Below are 18,569 nucleotides of genomic sequence, written 5' to 3' on the forward strand. Positions count from 1 at the left end.
AAATAATAAAAAAAACCTCCTAATCATTATTCAGGAGGTTTTTTATGAGTTAGAATGTATTACAAATTATTTTTCCATAGTTGAGTAAATGAAATAAAATCTGCAACGCTCAGTTCTTCCGCTCTTTTGTCCATGAATTCATGGGTTTTTAAAACCTCCGGAATATTGAGAATTTTCAGAGCATTTGAAAGTTTTTTTCTTCTCTGGTTAAACCCTGCTTTTACGATCTGTTTAAACAAAACTTCATTTCCGGAAAGTCCTTCTTTGGGATTTCTTGTAAGTCGGATAACCCCTGATTTTACTTTGGGAGGCGGGTTGAACACATTTTCATGAACCGTGAACAAATATGAAGTATCATAATAGGCCTGGATCAAAACAGTAAGGATTCCGTAATCTTTCGTTCTCGGAACCGCGGCTGTTCTTTCAGCAACTTCTTTCTGAAACATGCCCACCATTTCGGGGATCAGCTCATAATGATCTACGATCTGAAACAAAATCTGGGATGAAATATTATACGGGAAGTTTCCGATAATAGCGATTTGCTCACCTTTGGTAAATTGAAAATCCTGTTTCAAAAAATCACCGACAAAAGTTTTTTCCGTTACTTTAGAATAGTTATTTTTCAGATATTCAATAGATTCGTTGTCGATTTCTGCGAGGTAAATATGCTGGTCTTTTTCCAGCAGATATTTGGTGAGAACTCCCATTCCCGGGCCCACTTCCATTACATTTTTGTAGCCCTCAAAACTCAGACCTTCTACGATTTTTCTTGCGATGTTTTCATCTGTCAGGAAGTGCTGACCAAGATGCTTTTTTGCTTTTACACTCAATGTTTTTTATGATTTTATTAACAGTGATTTTCTCTTTTTCGTTCCCAAATTTCGGAAGTTTTTTTCTATTTTAGCCAAAAATTTTAATATTAATGGCTAAATCTGTAGATGAATTTAATAAGAAAAGGCTTAGGTCTAGCAATATTACAGTGGTAATAAGTATTGCCTTAGTGTTATTTTTATTGGGATTAATGGGACTTATTTTAATCAATGCCCAGAAATATTCCGATTATATCAAAGAGCAGCTTGTGGTAAATGCCTACTTCGCTGAAAATTATAATGCTAAAGATTCTGTAAAGATTGCGAAAATGGAAGCCGAAGTTTTCAAGGAAATTCAGACGCTGGCTCCGGTGAAAAAAGCAACTTATATCAGCCGTGAAATGGCATCTCAGGAAGCTAAAAAAAGCATGGGAATCGATACGGATGCCCTTTTCGAAGAAAATATATTTCCATCATCTATAGAAATTGCATTAAAACCGGAATATGTAGATCCTGCCAAAATTGATGAGGCGCTGAAAGTAATCAAAGCCGTTCCGGGCATTGCTGAAGTAAAAAATGATAGTACGCTGATGGTGGATGTCTATAATAACCTGAGCAGGATTCTAAAGTGGATCTTAGGTTTTTCTATATTGTTTTTAATTTTGGCGGTTGTATTAATCAACAATTCAATCCGCTTGAAAATATTCTCCAAAAGATTTATCATTAAAACCATGCAGCTTGTAGGAGCGAAAAGAAGGTTTATTCTTAAGCCTTTTATTATTGAAGCGGTTGTTCTTGGGGCAATTGGTTCCGTAATCGGGCTTTTGGCATTGTTCGGGATCTGGTACTATTTTACAAGCCAGATCGGTTCAGCCTTCGTACAGGACAATAATCAGTATTTCTGGCTGGTATTATTGGTATTCGGAGTAGGAATTTTTATCACGGTCCTGAGTACGGTAGTTGCTACCTGGAGATTCTTAAGATCAAACGTTGACGATTTATATTATTCTTAAAATGAGCAAAAAAACAAATAAATTTTCCGCAGAAGACTTCGGAAAAGAACCCAATGAAGTACCTCAGGAAACAAACTTTTATTTCGGAAAGGAAAACTTTAAGTGGATGCTGATAGGTCTTGCATTTATCATCGTTGGATTTCTTCTGATGATGGGTGCCGATGCCAATACCGTAGACGGAAAATTTGATCCGAATTCATGGAATGACGGGATCTTTTCTATCCGTAGAATCAGAATTGCACCGCTGTTTGTAGTCATAGGATTTGTGATCGAGGTGTATGCTATTTTAAAAAGAAAATAAACAATATTTTAGGATATAAACTTTGTCAGAGTTCAGGACTTTGACAAAGTTTTTTTTGATAAATACAAAAAAATATGGATTTAATCAAAGCAATAATTATTGCAATCATTGAAGGATTAACAGAATATCTCCCAATTTCTTCTACGGCGCACATGGGATTTACGGCCAGTTTAATGGGAATGCCGGAAGATGAATTTTTAAAAATGTTCCAGGTTTCTATTCAGTTTGGAGCCATACTTTCTGTAGTTGTTGCTTACTGGAAAAAATTTTTTGATCTGAAAAATTTACAGTTTTACTTTAAGCTCGCTTTTGCGGTAGTTCCTGCTCTTGTATTAGGATACCTTTTTGATGATAAAATAGAAGCGGTTTTGGGAAATCAGATCGCTATTTCGTCGGTATTAGTATTAGGAGGGGTAGTTCTTTTATTTGCGGATAAATGGTTTAAAAATCCCAGAATTGATGATGAAAAAGGAATTACCATAAAAAAAGCGGTTACCATTGGCTTTTGGCAATGTCTGGCGATGATGCCGGGAACCAGCCGGAGTGCCGCGTCTATCATCGGCGGGATGACGCAGGGTTTAACGAGAAAAGCAGCGGCAGAATTTTCATTTTTCCTTGCCGTTCCAACGATGCTGGCTGTTACAGTATATTCTGTTTTTGTAAAAACATGGGGCAAAGAAACGGCAAATCCACAGAAAGGATACGAGATGATTATGTCTTCACAGGATCATATAGTTATTTTTATTATAGGAAACATTGTTGCTTTTATTGTTGCATTGATTGCGATTAAAGCATTCATCGGAGTTTTAAATAAATATGGTTTTAAACCTTGGGGCTGGTATCGTATTTTTGTTGGAATAGCTTTGCTGATTTATTTTTATTTTTTTCAATAGGCTAGAATAAATCAAACATTACTCATTACCCATTACTTATTATCCATCGACCATGACAGCTGAAGACTTACAGTCAGGACATCTATTTTTATTGGACAAGCCTTTGGATTGGACCTCTTTTCAGGCGGTCAATAAAATGAAATATAAACTCAAAAGAGAATTTAACCTCCCAAAAAAATTTAAGATCGGCCACGCAGGAACATTAGATCCGAGAGCGACCGGACTTCTGATTGTATGTTGTGGAAAATTCACGAAAAAAATTCCGGAAATCCAGGATGCGCCTAAAGAGTATTGGACAGAGATAAAAATTGGTGTTCAGACCGAATCCTACGATACCGAAAAGCCGGAAATTCTTCACCAGGATATTTCGCATATTACGGAAGAACATATTCATAGCGCATTAGAAAAATTTGTGGGAGAAATAGACCAGATTCCGCCGGTTTTTTCCGCTATAAAAATTGAAGGGAAAAGAGCATATGACCTGGCCAGAGCAGGTGAGGAAGTTGAAATGAAATCCCGGAAAACAACTATTTTTTATATCAATGAAATTAAAATTGACCTTCCGCTGGTGAGTTTTAACGTAGGCTGTTCAAAAGGTACTTACATCAGAAGCCTTGCACATGACATCGGGCAGGAGCTTGGAGTTGGAGCATATCTTACACAGTTGAGAAGAACCAAAATCGGGGATTACAAGATTGAGGATGCAACTTCTAATTTTCTGGAAAATGATTTTAGATTTAATCTGTCATGAAAAAATTAATAATAGCATTTGCCTTACTTTCTTTTTTAAAAGCTTTTTCTCAGGAAACCAAAGCTGCAAAACAGACGATGGGATTTTATTTTAACCCCTCCCTGCATCTTGGTTTTAAATTAAATAAAGAGAAAGAAATTCCCAACAATACGCAATATATCACTTCACAGCCGCCACAGAAAATCATGTATGGCATTACGGCGATAGGCGGTTATAATTTTCTTCCTAACTTTGCTTTAGGAACAGGGTTCAGATATAGTTTTATTCAGGACAACTATCATCTGATTTATCTGATGGTACAGCCGAAATTTATTTTTGATCCCGGCGACAGGCCATTTTATATTGAACTGAATTACGGAAAACAGCTTAATCATACAGTGGTTTCCGATGCTGAATTTTGGGGTGGAAGATTGGGGCTGCAAGTCTCTTATTCAAAAAGAATCAGCCAGGAAGGAGGTATTTTCCTGGAGAGTCATAAATTAGGGAATTCAAATCCATTTTTTATCGGGATAAGCTATGGGGTGACGATTTTCAGCAATAAAAATTATACAGGTTACGGAGAAGATTAATGGAAAAAACGCGTATCAATAAATATTTATCAGAAGTCGGTTACTGCTCCAGAAGAGCAGCAGATAAGCTTCTGGAAGAAGGGAGAATCAAGATCAACGGAAAAATTCCGGAGATGGGAACGAAAGTTTCCGATGAAGACGTGATTGAAGTAGATGGAAAGCCGATCCGTGAGCCACAGGAAGACCATGTTTATATTGCATTTAATAAGCCTGTAGGAATCGTTAGTACGACAGATACCAAAAGAGAGAAAAATAATATCATCGATTACATCAGCCACCCGAAAAGAATTTTTCCCATCGGAAGGCTTGATAAACCAAGTGAAGGCCTGATTCTTCTGACGAGTGACGGCGATATTGTTAATAAAATCCTGCGTTCAAGAAATAACCACGGGAAAGAATATATCGTACGGGTCGATAAGCCGATTACGCCGAAATTTCTCGAAAAAATGAGAAATGGTGTACCGATTTTAGACACAGTAACCAAAAAATGTGAGGTTGAAAAAATTGATGAAATGAACTTCCGGATTGTTCTTACACAGGGACTAAACCGCCAGATCCGGAGAATGTGCGAATACCTCGGGTATGAAGTGAAAAAACTCAAAAGGATACGTGTTTTGAATATTAAACTGGATCTGCCTATTGGAAAATGGAGAGATCTGACAGAAGAGGAATTATCATCACTTCAAAAACTGGTTGAGGGTTCCAGTAAAACTTTTGATTAATTTGTAAGGTTAACTTATTTTAGGTTTTAGCTAAACCTTTATTTTGTCCCTATTGAAACATCGGGACTAAAGCCCGACGCTATGTATATATTTCCATAATTTAACTTAGTAGTTTTTAACTCATTTAAGATAAAGCTTCATTTTAGCCTCATATTCCGGTTTGATCTTTAAAAGTTTCCACAATTTCTTTTCATCTTTTTCGGTAAGCCTGTAGAAAATAATTTTATCTGCGGAATATTTAAAATAGGGATGGCTTTTAAGCCATTCTTCCGGCGCTTCGGTCAAGGTATATTTTATAACATTCGATGTGTTAAGCTGAGCTGTGGAAAGCAGTTTCTCCATTAATGGTATATCGATGTTATACGTTGTTAATATCTGCTCCTTATTCATAAATCCACCCAGTTTTTTCCTGAAACCAATCATAGAGCCGGCTGCTTTTTCATCGAATCCAAATTCTAAAAGCTGTCTGAAAGTAATCGAATTCAGATCAATTTTAGAAAAGTCTGTTTTTTCCTGCTGTTTAATTTCAGACGGTACAGTGTTGTGCCGGGCTGCAATGGATTCTTGATTTAATCTGATAAACGGCTTCAGTTCCTCAAATTTCTCAGTGGATATTACAAAACATTTCTGAATATCTTCCAGGTTTTTAAAGCTTCCCTTTAAATTCCGTTCACGGTAATTGACAATAATCTGTGACTGCTTATCAGAAAAGCCCAGCGATTTCCAGCCGTCGGTGTCTAATAGATTCGGATCGAAAGGACGGTATTGAATTTTAGTTTTTCCGGAAATTGAATTATTCTTGTAATAATTAAATCCGGCAGGTGTTTTTTCAGGAAGAATAAGATAAGATGATAACTTTTGATAATTTTCTTCGCTAATAATAAAACACTCTTTGAATTTTTCTTTGCTTACAAAACTTCCGCCCAAATAGTTTTTATATTTAATAATAGCTTCCGCCTGCCGCTCTGAAAATCCAAGCTTTATCCAGTCAGCTACAGCATAAAAATCGGGATTAAATTTTCGCGAAACCATTATTGATTTCTTTTTAAAATGAGCAAAACCGTTCATGTTTGCTTCCCTGTTGTTTTCAGGCAATAATATGTACGGTTCCAGTTCTGAAAATTTTTCTTCCGAGACCGCAAAGCATTTTTTAAATTGCTCTTTAGAAAGAAATTTTCCGCCTACTATTTTTTTATAATTAAGAATGGTTGACGTCTGCTTTTTAGTGAACCCTAAATGTTGCCATTGCTTTTCATCAAGATCATTCGGATCAAATTCTGCCAAATGTAGAGCAGTTGTATTATTGACGATAAAATGCACATCGGAGAAGTTTTCCTTTTCTTTGCTCCTGTATTTTTGAAATCCAAACAAAATAATCAGCAGCATTCCCATGAATGCAAGCTGTTGGTAATAATTTTTTTTCATCGCCGCAAACTTAACAATTCTGTCAGTTATTAACAATGAGCGGATTGCAATTGGATGATTTCAGAATATAAATTCAGGAAAATGATTGAAAAATATCCTGATAAAAAGAAATTAACTTCAAATTTTACTTATTCCGAATCTTTTTCCACCAAAGAATCTTTAAGTTTCAACAGTTCAGCTTTTACAAATTCAAGCCTGTCGATTAATGTAATTGTTTCCGAGATTTTGCTGTTGGTGGTAAGGGCAATTTTGGCGCCGTCGAGCGTGTAGCCTTTTTCCTTAACCAGATGATAGATGATCTGAAGATTTTTGATGTCTTCGGGAGTGAAATAACGGTTGCCCTTTTTGTTCTTTTTAGGCTTAATGATAGGGAATTCCTGTTCCCAGTATCTTATTAATGAAGTGTTTACATCAAATGCTTTCGCAACTTCTCCTATGGAATAATACAGCTTATCTGGTAAATTTATCTTCATTTTTAGAATCCTAATTTTCAAAGATAAAAATTTTTTAAATCTCATCAGCAAAACACTTCCGGAAAAGTTGAATCACGGGGTAAAAATCATTCTTAGTCAGCGTTTTTATTTTCGGTCCAGTGAAAAACTAAATAACTGCAATGGATCCGTTATTAATGTCTGCAAATGAGAAAATAACTTTGAATCTGATTGTACAAATCGTAAATTGTGCCATTAAAATTAATGTTGTATGAAAAATATTCTGCGGTTTGTCCCTATTGGTTTGGTTTTAGTAGTACTCAACTGCAAATCAGTAAATACCAATACTATGTTTTATGAAGACGTACAGCCGAAAAAAATTTCGGATCAGTTTACTTTTACAGAAGGACCTTCTTCGGATAAAGAAGGAAATGTTTATTTTACCGATCAGCCCAACGATAAGATTTATTACTGGGATTGGAAAACCAACCAGATTGTTGAGTTTCTAAATAATACGGGAAGAGCCAATGGTACTCATTTCGACAAAGATGATAATCTAATCACCTGCTCGGATAATAAAGGAGAGATCTGGAAAATTTCAAAAGACAAAAAAATTGAAGTCTTGCTGACAAATGTAGAAGGCAAAAGACTGAATGGTCCTAATGATGTATGGAATGATAAATTCGGTGGAATGTACTTTACGGATCCTTTATATGAAAGAGATTACTGGATCAATTTTAAGAAGGAAACACCTCATAAGAGTTTGTATTACAGAAATAAAGATGGTGACGTAACAAAAATTGAAACCTTTACGCAGCCGAATGGAATTGTTGGCAGTGAAAAATTCAAAAAATTGTATGTATCAGATATTGGTGCCGGAAAAACATATGTCTATGATATGCTGGGTGAAGGAAAATTATCTGAAAAGAAACTTTTCTGTGAGATGGGCTCCGATGGTATGACGATCGATAAGCACGGAAACCTTTATCTTACAGGAAATGGGGTTCATGTTTTCAATCATGAAGGAAAAAAGATTTACCATATTCCTATTGATGAGGACTGGACAGGAAATGTGACATTCGGAGGTAAGGATAATAATGTATTATTTATAACGGCTTCCAAATCAGTATACATTCTTCCTACAAAAGTAACGGGTGTAAGATAGATATCATTTTTGGCTAATACATTTAATAAATTACCAACCTTGTCGGAATGACAAGGTTTTTTTATTGAACATTCTTAACACCAAAAAGAGCAAATGTAACAAGAAATATATTTATTGATAAATTTATATGCATGGCATATTAAAAAAAGATTAATCATATATCATTAAATGGTGATAATAATTTTACTTAAATAGAATTATTGGAAAAAAATTAAATTTTTCTTTAAGTTTTAAATGATTTATTAAAATGTTGTATTGAATAATTGATAATTTATTATGTATAAATTTAAATATTATTCAATATATTACTTAAAATTGATTACAAAAAACTGAATGATGAAAAAAAATTATGTTGCGGTTGCATTTTTGATATGCTCCGTAAGCTTATTAAAAGCACAGGAGAAAGACTCGGTGGCAACCACCAAAATTGATGAGCTTGTTATGGTTGGCACGAGAGCCGCTCCAAGATCAAGTGTAACTACGCCCCTTCCGATTGATAATATTGATGCATCTATTATCAAGTCGTCCGGATATACTCCGTTAGGGCAGACTCTACAGTATAGAATCCCTTCCTTTAATTCTACAAGTGCTGCAGTGCAGGATGCTACTTCATTGCTTGATCCTTTTGAAATAAGAAACATGGGGTCTTCCAGAACACTTGTTCTTATAAACGGAAAAAGAAAAAATCAGTCTTCTTTAATTTTTACTCAAAATACAATTGGAAAAGGTGAAACGGGAACCGATCTTTCCGCTATTCCCAGTATTGCTATAAAAAAGATAGAAATTCTTCGCGATGGAGCTTCTGCACAATATGGCTCTGATGCAATTGCAGGTGTTATCAATATTATCTTAAAGGATAAAATAGATTTTACTGAAGCCAACGCGAACTTCGGAATGTTTTCCAAAGGCGACGGATTTTCTCAAAACTTTAATATCATTACCGGAACAACATTTAAAAACGGAGGATTTGTCACTTTTTCGTCAAATATTCAAAATAATGATTATGCCTACAGAAACGGAAAGGTAAATGCTTACTGGGAAGCACAAACCTTCGGGGCAAATCAAAATGTAGTGGAATCATACCTTGCAAAATATCCAGATGCGCAAAATAAGAATGCTTACCCTAAAAAAAGCAATATAAGTTTTCTTGTAAACTCATCCGTTATCTTGTCTGAACATTCGAGTCTTTATGCAAATGCTTCACTCGCAGTAAAAAAGGTGAATAGCTTTGCTAATCACAGAACTCCTTATTGGGTGAATCCTAATAATGTGATTAATTCACCGGATGGATTTACTCCGACTTTTATTGGTGATCTCACGGATTATGGAGCTACACTCGGATATAAAAATAAAACTGAAAATGACTGGAATATAGATATGAGCGCTACATTTGGGGGCAATAAAATTTTATATACGGTTGGAAATACTTTTAACTCCTCTTTAGGAGCATCCAGTCCTATTAATTTTAAGCCCGGTGGTTTTAGATTCAATAATATTGTGGGTAATATAGATGTTACCAAAAGGTTTTCAGAAAGTGTGGCATTGGCTTTTGGTACGGAAGCAAGAAGAGAAGAGTATGAAATCTATGCCGGGGATTATGCTTCCTATTATCAGACGGGAGCCATATCTTTTCCGGGGATTTCTCAGGATGATGCTGGAATATTTTCACGATATAATGTTGGTGTATATGCAGATGCGGCATTTGATATTTCGGATGCTACTTCGCTTAATGCTACAGCACGCTTTGAAAATTACAGTGATTTTGGAAATGCATTGGTGTGGAAGGTAAGTGCTAAACAGAATATTATAGGAAAAAAATTGATAGCAAGAGCTTCTGCGTCTACAGGATTTAAGGCTCCGTCCCTTCAACAGGTTTATCTGTCAACTATTCAGAATGTTTTTTCAAACGGAACCATTGTATCGGAAGGGCTTTTTAATAATGTCGGAAAAGAGGCCAAAGCGGTAGGAATTCCTAGTCTTGATGCCGAAAAATCCCTGAACTTCACTTTTGGACTTGGTATTCAGCCCAATAAAAATTTCTCAATTACCATAGATGGCTATCTGATTAAGCTTTATGACAGAATTTTATTGAGCTCCAGAATGAGTGATCAGGCAACCATTTTAAATCCGTTAGCAGCAATCGGGGTTTCCAATGTTACGGCAGCAAGCTTCTTTATTAATGGAGTAGATACCAATACTTTAGGTGTTGACCTTGTTGCAAATTACAGAAATATTAATATAGCTACAGGAAAGATGGCCCTCAACCTGGCAATGAATATCAATCACTCTGAAATTACAAAGAATTCAAGCAAGTTGGACGGATTAAACCTTGTAGCTCCTTTCAACAGAACGGAAGAAGCGCTTGCTACAACATCAAGACCTTCTTTAAAAGCAGTATTTGGAATAGATTATGCCATTAAAAAATGGAATTTTTCACTCAACAATACGCTGTTTGGAAAAGCTGTCTATGCGAATAGCGGAATGCCGGGAGCCAGCCTTGCCTGGAATGACCCTTCTGCAGCTTCGCAATCATATCTGGAATTTAGTCCCAGAGTAACATCAGATCTTGCAATCAACTATAATATTAATGATAAAAATACCATCAATCTGAGCGTCATGAATATCTTTAATGTTATTCCTAAATGGGGGTTGATGAACCTCCCTTCCGGTACCTCGTATGACGAAATTTATAATGCCGTCACTTTTAACGGAAGGTATCAGCAGTCAAGTTATGATGCGCAGCATTTCAGCATATTTGGAACACAGTTTATGCTGGGATATAATATAAAATTTTAAATAAATATCTTATAATACATATTTAATGGTGGTTTTCAAGTTGCTTTCTCCTGAAAGTAACTTTTTTTATAAATTAATAAGCCACTTCCATTTTCACTTTTTTGCCTTTCAGCTTTTCGTTGGCAAGCTTTCGTAAAACAGAATTCACTTTATTTCTTGAAACCGCAACATAAGAAGTTGTATCTTTTACTTCGATTACGCCTACATCTTCTTTTTGAAGTTCGCCTTTTTTCAGAAGATATCCCACAATATCCACTTTGTTTACTTTATCTTTTTTTCCGGCACTGATGTAGATAGTCTGAAAGGGTGTTTTTTCAGGAACTTTGTCAAAACCACTAACATTCTCTTCTGGGGTATCATTTTTAATAAAAGGAAAATTTTCTTCCTCTGTCATGATCAGATAAGCGAAACCTTTCGCGTTCATCCTTGCAGTACGACCGTTTCGGTGGATAAAAGCATCTTCTTTCGGAGGTAACTGATAATGTACAATGGATTCAACTTCTGGGACGTCTAACCCTCTTGCCGCCAGATCTGTCGTAATTAAAATTCTTGCCGAATCATTTCTGAACTTTAAAAGTGCCCGTTCTCTTTCATCCTGTTCCATGCCTCCGTGGAATGTTTCCCTGTCAATTCCTTTTTGATGCAAAAGCTCGGAAATTCTATCAACAGCATCGCGGTGATTACAGAAAATCAGGGTTCTCTTATTTCCTATCTTACATATTAAATTAAATAAAGTGTCCAGCTTTTCTTCCGATGTGGTCATTACTTTTTTTAATTGAATATCGGGTTTTACCTCATTTAATTTTAAAAAGTTGATGATCTTTTCGTCTTTAAGTCCGGTGAATGCAGGAATATCGTCCATTGCCGTTGCAGACGTTAATATTCTTTGTGATAGACCTTTTAACGAATTACAAATAAATTCCATATCATCATGGAATCCCAATTCCAGCGCTTTGTCAAATTCATCCAGAACCAGAACCTGAATGGTTTTCGGATCAAAATTGTTATTTCTTATATGGTAAACTACTCTTCCTGGAGTTCCTATCAACACTGCCGGAGCTTCAATAAGGTTGTTGACTTCAATTTTTTTATCATGACCGCCATAACAAACCGAAACTTTAAAATCTGTTCCCATTGATTTGAAAACCTGTTCGATCTGTAAGGCCAGTTCTCTTGCCGGAACCAAAATCAAAGTCTGAATTCCTGATGCATTTTTGCTGAGATTTCGGAGAACGGGAAATAAAAAAGCCAATGTTTTCCCCGATCCGGTAGGAGAGAGCAAAACAACGTCCTGATTATTTTCCGTAGCTTTATATGTAGATTTCTGCATCTGATTCATCTCCTGAATCTGTAGTTTTTGGTAGATCGATTGTAATTCCATGGTGCAAAGGTAGTGAATTTACATGGCGGTAATGAAGGAGTTTGAGAGACGGGATTTTGTTTATTGTTTTAGATTATTCATCCGTTTAAGAATCTCTTTCCCCCGAACAAGAGTAACATTGTAAGTCTGTTCGGGATTATGTATTGCTTTTTCATATAAATCTCTGGCTAAATTATTATTTCCCTGCACAAGATTAATGAATCCCAAGATTTCATATATAAAGTTTTGCAGTTTGATATCTGGATTGTTCTGAGCAGATAAATACGTTAAAATCCTTTGTGCTGCATCAATTTTGGAATCTTTATATTGTTTAATTTCATATCCAAGAGGCTTGCTGAACCAATAATCCCACATGCTGCCGTTATTGTGCTCATTCCATGAATATTTTATAAGTTGTAAGGCGACTTCCAGTAAGGCAGGATCTAAATTTTTATTTTTTGAAGGAGATGTTCTGCTTTCCCCAATATAACGATCAATGGTAGGCTCCATGCCTTTATCCTTCATTTCCTGGAAAATAGATTCTTTAAGGTATAGGGCGTGATTTTTTGAGAAACTTTCATAAGCAAAGGAAGCAGGAAAGTGATCTGCCAGATTTTCTATTCTGTATCCTTTTTTCAGCTCAGCTTTTAAATCAATTTTATATACTGTATTGTAATCATGGAAAAGATATACGTAGATAATGCCTCTTTTTAGATCGCATATCGTAGAATATAAAGTGTTCAGTTCTCCTTCCTGATGGGTTTTATCCAGAATGGTTTTTAGAAAATTAATGTTATTTTGCGTAGATTCCGAGAGCATTTCATTGGCGATTTCAGGTCTTCTGCATGCTAGTTTTCCATTGATCATATTACAATTTGAATTGATCTGAAAGTCTCCTTTTTTTTCAAAAATACCTTTTGGATTGATCAGTACAGAGTTTCCTTCCTTATCAGCTAATAAGACCTGAGACTGGGAGATGTAATCATATTTTTTTAAGATTACGATGGCCTCTTTTACGTTTTTACATTTTCCTAAAACCTCCCACATGATATCGCCTTTATAAGGGTTTGTCAGGTTGAGCTTACTTAAATCATAATTGGCTGCGGCATAATCAAAAAACAGCCCATGTTCATTCATTGCTGAAGCAATTTGCATATCCGGTGCTCCGAAACAAACAGAAGCATAGCGGTCTTTGGTAGCCGGGTTATACCATATTCTGTTAAAAGGTGTAGTATCATCTTCATTAGCTGCTGCATATACTTCTCCGCCTCTGGAACAGGAAAAAATAGTGCATGCTTTTGCCGTACCTGAGCCGTACATAAGGATACTCATCATCATTAAAAAAATAGTTTTATTCATAATATATAGTTTTTATATTGGTTGTTTGATTGTTGTAAATAAATGTTGTTAAATGCTTAAATAAAATTTAATATAAATCACGCTTGTTTTTTAAGTATAACTTTTTTAATCATAACAGAAAGAAAATCTGCTTGTTATTATAAAATAAATCTCGTACCTTTGCACCACTTTTGTGGCGAAAAGGTTTGAAAAGTAAATAACTATAAATTAATTACTTCCGTATTTTTCAATTCACATTTATCAAACCGTTGAAAGAGAAGGAATACAAATTTTATTAGAATTATGTCAAAAGAGACAAATTCAGCAGAATTATTATTAAATCAAAACGTAGCACCTGAACAATTTGACTGGGATTCTTTCGAGTCCGGTCTTGATGCTGATGCTAGAAAAGAGAAAAGCGATCTTGAGGAAATCTACAACGGATCTTTAAACAACCTGGACGATAATGACGTATTGGTTGGTAAAGTAGTTAGATTAACTGACAAAGAGGCTATCGTAGACATCAACTTCAAATCTGAAGGTGTTATTTCTCTCAACGAATTCCGTTACAACCAAGGCCTTAAAGTAGGAGACGAGGTAGAAGTAATGGTAGACAGAAGAGAAGACAAAACTGGTCAGTTACAGTTATCTCACAGAAAAGCAAGAACGCTTAAAGCTTGGGATAAAGTAAACGAACTTCACGAAACAGGTGAAATCGTAAACGGTTTTGTAAAATCAAGAACGAAAGGAGGTATGATCGTAGACGTACACGGAATCGAAGCATTCTTACCTGGTTCTCAAATTGATGTTAAGCCAATCAAAGATTACGATCAGTTCGTAGGTAAAACAATGGAGTTCAAAGTTGTGAAAATCAACCCTGAGTTCAAAAACGTTGTAGTATCTCACAAAGCATTGATCGAAGCAGATATCGAAGGTCAGAAAAAAGAAATCATCGCTCAGCTTGAAAAAGGTCAGGTTCTTGAAGGTACTGTTAAGAATATTACTTCTTACGGTGTATTCATCGACTTAGGTGGTGTAGACGGATTGATCCACATTACAGACCTTTCTTGGTCTAGAGTGAACCACCCGTCTGAAATCCTTGAAGACGGACAGACTGTGAAAGTGGTTATCCTTGACTTCGATGATGAGAAAACAAGAATCCAATTGGGTATGAAGCAGCTTGAAGCTCATCCTTGGGATGCTCTTTCTGCTGACCTTAAAGTTGGAGATAGAGTAAAAGGAAAAGTAGTGGTTCTTGCTGACTATGGTGCATTTGTAGAAATCGCTCCAGGTGTAGAAGGATTAATCCACGTTTCTGAAATGTCTTGGTCTACTCACTTAAGATCTGCAGGTGACTTCGTGAAAGTAGGTGATGAGGTAGAAGCAGAAGTATTAACTTTAGACAGAGAAGAAAGAAAAATTTCTCTTGGTATCAAGCAATTAAGCAAAGATCCATGGGAAAATATCGAAGCTAAATATCCTGTAGGATCTAAGCATGTAGGAACAGTAAGAAACTTCACTAACTTCGGTGTATTCGTAGAATTAGAAGAAGGTATCGACGGATTAATCTACATCTCTGATCTTTCTTGGACTAAGAAAATCAAGCACCCATCTGAATTCTGTGCAGTTGGTGATAAACTGGATGTTGTAGTTTTAGAACTTGATATCCAGGCTAGAAGATTATCTCTAGGTCACAAGCAATTGACAGAAAATCCTTGGGATGCGTTTGAAACAAAGTATGCTGAAGGAACAATCCACGCTGGTAAAGCAGTAGAAGTTCATGATAAAGGAGCTTCTGTACAGTTCGAAGATGCTGAAGTTGAGGCTTTCTGCCCGTCAAGATTATTAGAGAAGGAAGACGGATCTAAAATCAAGAAAGGAGAAGAAGCTGATTTCAAAGTAATCGAATTCAACAAAGAATTCAAAAGAGTAGTAGTTTCTCACACAGGTATCTTCAGAGATGAAGAGAAAAAGAATGCAAGAGAAGCTTCTAACAACAGATCTAACAACACTTCATCTTCAAACAATGAAGAAAGATCAACTCTTGGAGATATCGATGCATTAGCAGAATTAAAAAGAAAAATGGAAGAAGGTAAATAATCTTCACATATTTTTGAAATAGGCCACTCTTTTGAGTGGCTTTTTTATTTTAATATCGTTTTATGAATAATTTTAATTTAATTAAATAAATAAGTGTAATTTGTAAAATATTAAAATTTATTAAATTATAATATTTTTGACTATTTTTGTAATTATATTTAATTTATTGTTGTTTTTATTGTATTTTATTTTTATTTTGGTCTACTTATTTGAAGTTATGAAAAAATATAAATTACAATTACTGGTTGCTTTTTATGCATTTTTACCCTCAATTTTTTTTGGACAGGATAATCAGGCATTAATAAGAGATTACATTTCTAAAAATAAAATCAGAGAATACAAAAAATCTGATCTTATCAACTTCGTCATTGACAATATTGATAACTCAAAATCGATGAATGGTGAAATTGTGAAATTTCAGCAGATGTATAATGGATATCCTGTTTATAATGCTGAAGGAACGGCGCTCATCAGAGACCGTAAAATTATTTATTATTCAGATACTTTCCTGAAAGATTACAGCTCAGCAATATCAGGCAATTCTGCAATAACAAAAGCTACAGCACTACAAAAAATTTCTGAATATCTTCAACTACCGGAAATACAATCTTATTCAATATTAGAATTTAAAGATCCCGAACCTGAAAATGGGAAAATGGTAAAGCAAAGACTAACTTATGTTTATGACAGTGGGATTTTAAAGTTAGCCTATCATTTTTCTTTCCCGGAACCTGATGCCTTACATTATTGGGATGTCCTTATTGACGCTAATAATGGAAATATAATCAGCAAAACAGATCTTAATCTGTCATGCAATTTCCATCATGATGCATATTCTCATGGTACAATCAATTCTCAAAGAGATTTAATAGGTCCGGTATTCGAACATTCTGACAATAGTTTCTCGCTCTTGGCTCCGGATAACGCAAGTTATAATGTTTTTCCTTTACCCATTGAAGCTCCTACTTTCGGCTCCAGAACTATTGTGAGCAATCCCTGGATTTTGTCAGCTTCTCCGGAAGGATGGCATTACGATGGTAATACACGGTATACAATAACAAGAGGAAATAATGTCTATGCTTATGAAGACAATGCCGCAGCAAATCTAGCCGGATATTCTCCGGATGCTGGTGCAACCAGAAATTTTAATTATTATTTTGGAATTAATGACGATCCTTTTACCAATCAATCTGCTTCTATTACCAATTTATTTTATCTGAATAATAGAATCCATGATATTTTCTACACGTTTGGATTTACTCCTTCAGCAAGGAATTTTCAAAATACGAATTTTGGATTAGGAGGTATAGGAAACGATTATGTACAGGCTGAAGCTCAGGATGGAGGCGGTACAAATAATGCAAACTTTTCAAGTCCGGCTGATGGAAGCAGGCCAAGAATGCAGATGTTTCTTTGGTCCACTGTAAACAGGATCTTTTTCTATAATGCTCCGGGTACTGCTGTAAACCGACAGCCTATAGCCGGAACCGCGGTATTTGGAAATGCTTTGGATGCTGTAGGAGTTACCGGTAACGTTCAATTGTCCTCCGTGCTGGATGGTTGTACAGCGATACCCGCAGGTTCACTTACCGGAAAAATAGGCTTGATAGAAAGGGGAACCTGCAGTTTTACTGAAAAGGTAAAGAATGCCCAGAATGCCGGAGCGTCTGCTGTCATTATTTATAACAGTTTAGCTAATGGTAATACGGTTGGAAACATGTCTGGTACAGATGCTTCAATAATAATTCCTTCTGTTTTAATCTCGAATACTGAAGGAGAGTATATTAAAGATCAGCTTTCTGTTAATACCGTTGTTAATGTAACTTTAAAAAATGATCCTGCACTCAGTATAACTCCTGATGGAAGTTTTGATAATGGAATTGTCGTTCATGAATATGGACACGGTATTTCAAACAGATTAACGGGGACAGGTTCCGGCTGTTTAAGTTCTACTGTAAGCAAAGAACAAATGGGAGAAGGCTGGTCGGATTTTTTTGCATTAATGCTAACCAATAAACCGGGCGACAATGCATCGGTAGCGAGAGGAATCGGTACTTATGCCATAGGGCAGCCTATATCAGGAGGAGGAATCAGACAGGCAAAATATTCACCGGATTTCGCAATCAATGATTATACTTATGGTGATACGAATGGTATGGAATATACAAATTCAAACGGACAGATAGTTCCGGATGTACATTCAATAGGATTTGTATGGGCTTCAGTGCTTTGGGATCTTCACTGGCAATATGTAGCAAAATATGGCTATTCATCGGATGTTACTGCTAATACCAACGGAAGCTCAAGAATACTTCAGCTGGTAACAGACGCTTTGAAACTTCAGGTTTGTAATCCTACATTTATAGATGGAAGAAATGCAATTCTTAATGCCGAACTTGCTACTACACAAGGCGCGGACCGATGTATGATCTGGAGGGCTTTTGCGAAAAGAGGGCTTGGAGTTAATGCATCAGCAGGATCCAAAACAAATATTAATGATCAGATAGAAGATTTTACCACGCCGGCAGACTGTATTTTGGCAACAGGTGAGGTTAATACTGCCAATAATACAATTACGGTTTATCCTAATCCCGCTAAAAATGAGTTTTTCATTAATTTTCCAGACAACGTTTTAGGTAAAGTAAATGTCGAGATTTATGATATGTCCGGAAAACTGATTTTATCTGAAAATAAAATTTCTCCTGATATGAAAAAATCAATTTCTACCGATAAGCTGACAAACGGAACTTATCTGGTAAAAGTAAAAGGAATGGGTATTGATAAAACATCAAAACTAATAGTGAAAAAATAAGTCAGATAACAATAAAATTCTCCGGCGCAAGCTACGCTTGCGCCGGAGAATTTATCTATACGCATCATATCGAATTATTCCATT

General features: G+C 35.7%; 15 protein-coding genes. 10 read left to right on the forward strand and 5 right to left on the reverse strand.

Annotation, left to right across the window (positions count from 1 at the left end; all coding sequences use genetic code 11):
- Window positions 1-59 precede the first annotated feature (59 nt).
- A complete protein-coding gene (gene rsmA / locus M0D58_RS17430) occupies window positions 60-830 on the reverse strand; it encodes a 16S rRNA (adenine(1518)-N(6)/adenine(1519)-N(6))-dimethyltransferase RsmA (protein WP_248392108.1) in 771 nt (256 codons plus the stop codon).
- Between the two features lie 92 nt (window positions 831-922).
- Between rsmA and M0D58_RS17435 the strand changes: the two genes are divergently transcribed.
- From M0D58_RS17435 to rluF, 6 genes are all read left to right on the forward strand, one after another.
- Complete coding sequence (locus M0D58_RS17435; protein ID WP_248392110.1) at window positions 923-1,822, forward strand: cell division protein FtsX; 900 nt, start codon at window positions 923-925, stop codon at window positions 1,820-1,822.
- A 1-nt stretch (window position 1,823) separates the two neighbouring features.
- Entirely contained in the window at window positions 1,824-2,123 is a 300-nt protein-coding gene (locus tag M0D58_RS17440) for a DUF3098 domain-containing protein (protein ID WP_248392112.1), read from the forward strand.
- A gap of 74 nt (window positions 2,124-2,197) precedes the next feature.
- Window positions 2,198-3,016 (forward strand): undecaprenyl-diphosphate phosphatase, encoded by an 819-nt coding sequence (locus M0D58_RS17445; protein WP_248392114.1) that lies wholly within the window; start codon window positions 2,198-2,200, stop codon window positions 3,014-3,016.
- Between the two features lie 52 nt (window positions 3,017-3,068).
- Window positions 3,069-3,767, forward strand: a complete 699-nt coding sequence (gene truB, locus M0D58_RS17450) for a tRNA pseudouridine(55) synthase TruB (RefSeq protein WP_248392116.1) — start codon at window positions 3,069-3,071, stop codon at window positions 3,765-3,767.
- Window positions 3,764-4,336, forward strand: coding sequence for a hypothetical protein (locus M0D58_RS17455; RefSeq protein WP_248392119.1), 573 nt, complete (start codon window positions 3,764-3,766; stop codon window positions 4,334-4,336). The genes truB and M0D58_RS17455 overlap by 4 nt, the downstream gene beginning before the upstream one ends.
- Window positions 4,336-5,058, forward strand: coding sequence for a 23S rRNA pseudouridine(2604) synthase RluF (gene rluF / locus M0D58_RS17460; RefSeq protein WP_248392121.1), 723 nt, complete (start codon window positions 4,336-4,338; stop codon window positions 5,056-5,058). Before M0D58_RS17455 ends, rluF begins: the two co-directional genes overlap by 1 nt.
- Before the next feature lie 120 nt (window positions 5,059-5,178).
- On the opposite strand, the gene M0D58_RS17465 is transcribed toward rluF, so the two are convergent.
- Both M0D58_RS17465 and M0D58_RS17470 read right to left on the reverse strand, forming a co-directional pair.
- Window positions 5,179-6,483 (reverse strand): ComEA family DNA-binding protein, encoded by a 1,305-nt coding sequence (locus tag M0D58_RS17465; RefSeq protein ID WP_248392123.1) that lies wholly within the window; start codon window positions 6,481-6,483, stop codon window positions 5,179-5,181.
- A 128-nt stretch (window positions 6,484-6,611) separates the two neighbouring features.
- The gene (locus M0D58_RS17470) at window positions 6,612-6,956 is read right to left on the reverse strand and encodes a MerR family transcriptional regulator (RefSeq protein WP_029294276.1); all 345 of its coding nucleotides are present in this window, start codon (window positions 6,954-6,956) and stop codon (window positions 6,612-6,614) included.
- A gap of 229 nt (window positions 6,957-7,185) precedes the next feature.
- Here M0D58_RS17470 and M0D58_RS17475 point away from each other — a divergent pair, with 229 nt between their 5' ends.
- Together M0D58_RS17475 and M0D58_RS17490 are read left to right on the forward strand one after the other, a co-directional pair.
- Entirely contained in the window at window positions 7,186-8,079 is an 894-nt protein-coding gene (locus tag M0D58_RS17475) for an SMP-30/gluconolactonase/LRE family protein (RefSeq protein WP_248392125.1), read from the forward strand.
- A 333-nt stretch (window positions 8,080-8,412) separates the two neighbouring features.
- The gene (locus M0D58_RS17490; protein ID WP_282569129.1) at window positions 8,413-10,875 is read left to right on the forward strand and encodes a TonB-dependent receptor plug domain-containing protein; all 2,463 of its coding nucleotides are present in this window, start codon (window positions 8,413-8,415) and stop codon (window positions 10,873-10,875) included.
- Window positions 10,876-10,948: 73 nt separating this feature from the next.
- Here M0D58_RS17490 and M0D58_RS17495 read toward each other — a convergent pair whose 3' ends face one another.
- The gene (locus M0D58_RS17495; protein WP_248392127.1) at window positions 10,949-12,256 is read right to left on the reverse strand and encodes a DEAD/DEAH box helicase; all 1,308 of its coding nucleotides are present in this window, start codon (window positions 12,254-12,256) and stop codon (window positions 10,949-10,951) included.
- Between the two features lie 60 nt (window positions 12,257-12,316).
- On the reverse strand, window positions 12,317-13,594 hold the full coding sequence (locus M0D58_RS17500; protein ID WP_248392129.1) for a carcinine hydrolase/isopenicillin-N N-acyltransferase family protein: 1,278 nt from the start codon (window positions 13,592-13,594) through the stop codon (window positions 12,317-12,319).
- 282 nt (window positions 13,595-13,876) lie between these two features.
- Between M0D58_RS17500 and rpsA the strand changes: the two genes are divergently transcribed.
- Together rpsA and M0D58_RS17510 are read left to right on the forward strand one after the other, a co-directional pair.
- On the forward strand, window positions 13,877-15,673 hold the full coding sequence (rpsA, locus tag M0D58_RS17505; RefSeq protein WP_248392132.1) for a 30S ribosomal protein S1: 1,797 nt from the start codon (window positions 13,877-13,879) through the stop codon (window positions 15,671-15,673).
- Between the two features lie 217 nt (window positions 15,674-15,890).
- A complete protein-coding gene (locus tag M0D58_RS17510) occupies window positions 15,891-18,485 on the forward strand; it encodes a T9SS-dependent M36 family metallopeptidase (RefSeq protein WP_248392134.1) in 2,595 nt (864 codons plus the stop codon).
- Window positions 18,486-18,569: the final 84 nt, after the last annotated feature.

Source organism: Chryseobacterium nepalense (assembly GCF_023195755.1).
GTDB classification, from domain to species: Bacteria; Bacteroidota; Bacteroidia; order Flavobacteriales; family Weeksellaceae; genus Chryseobacterium; species Chryseobacterium nepalense.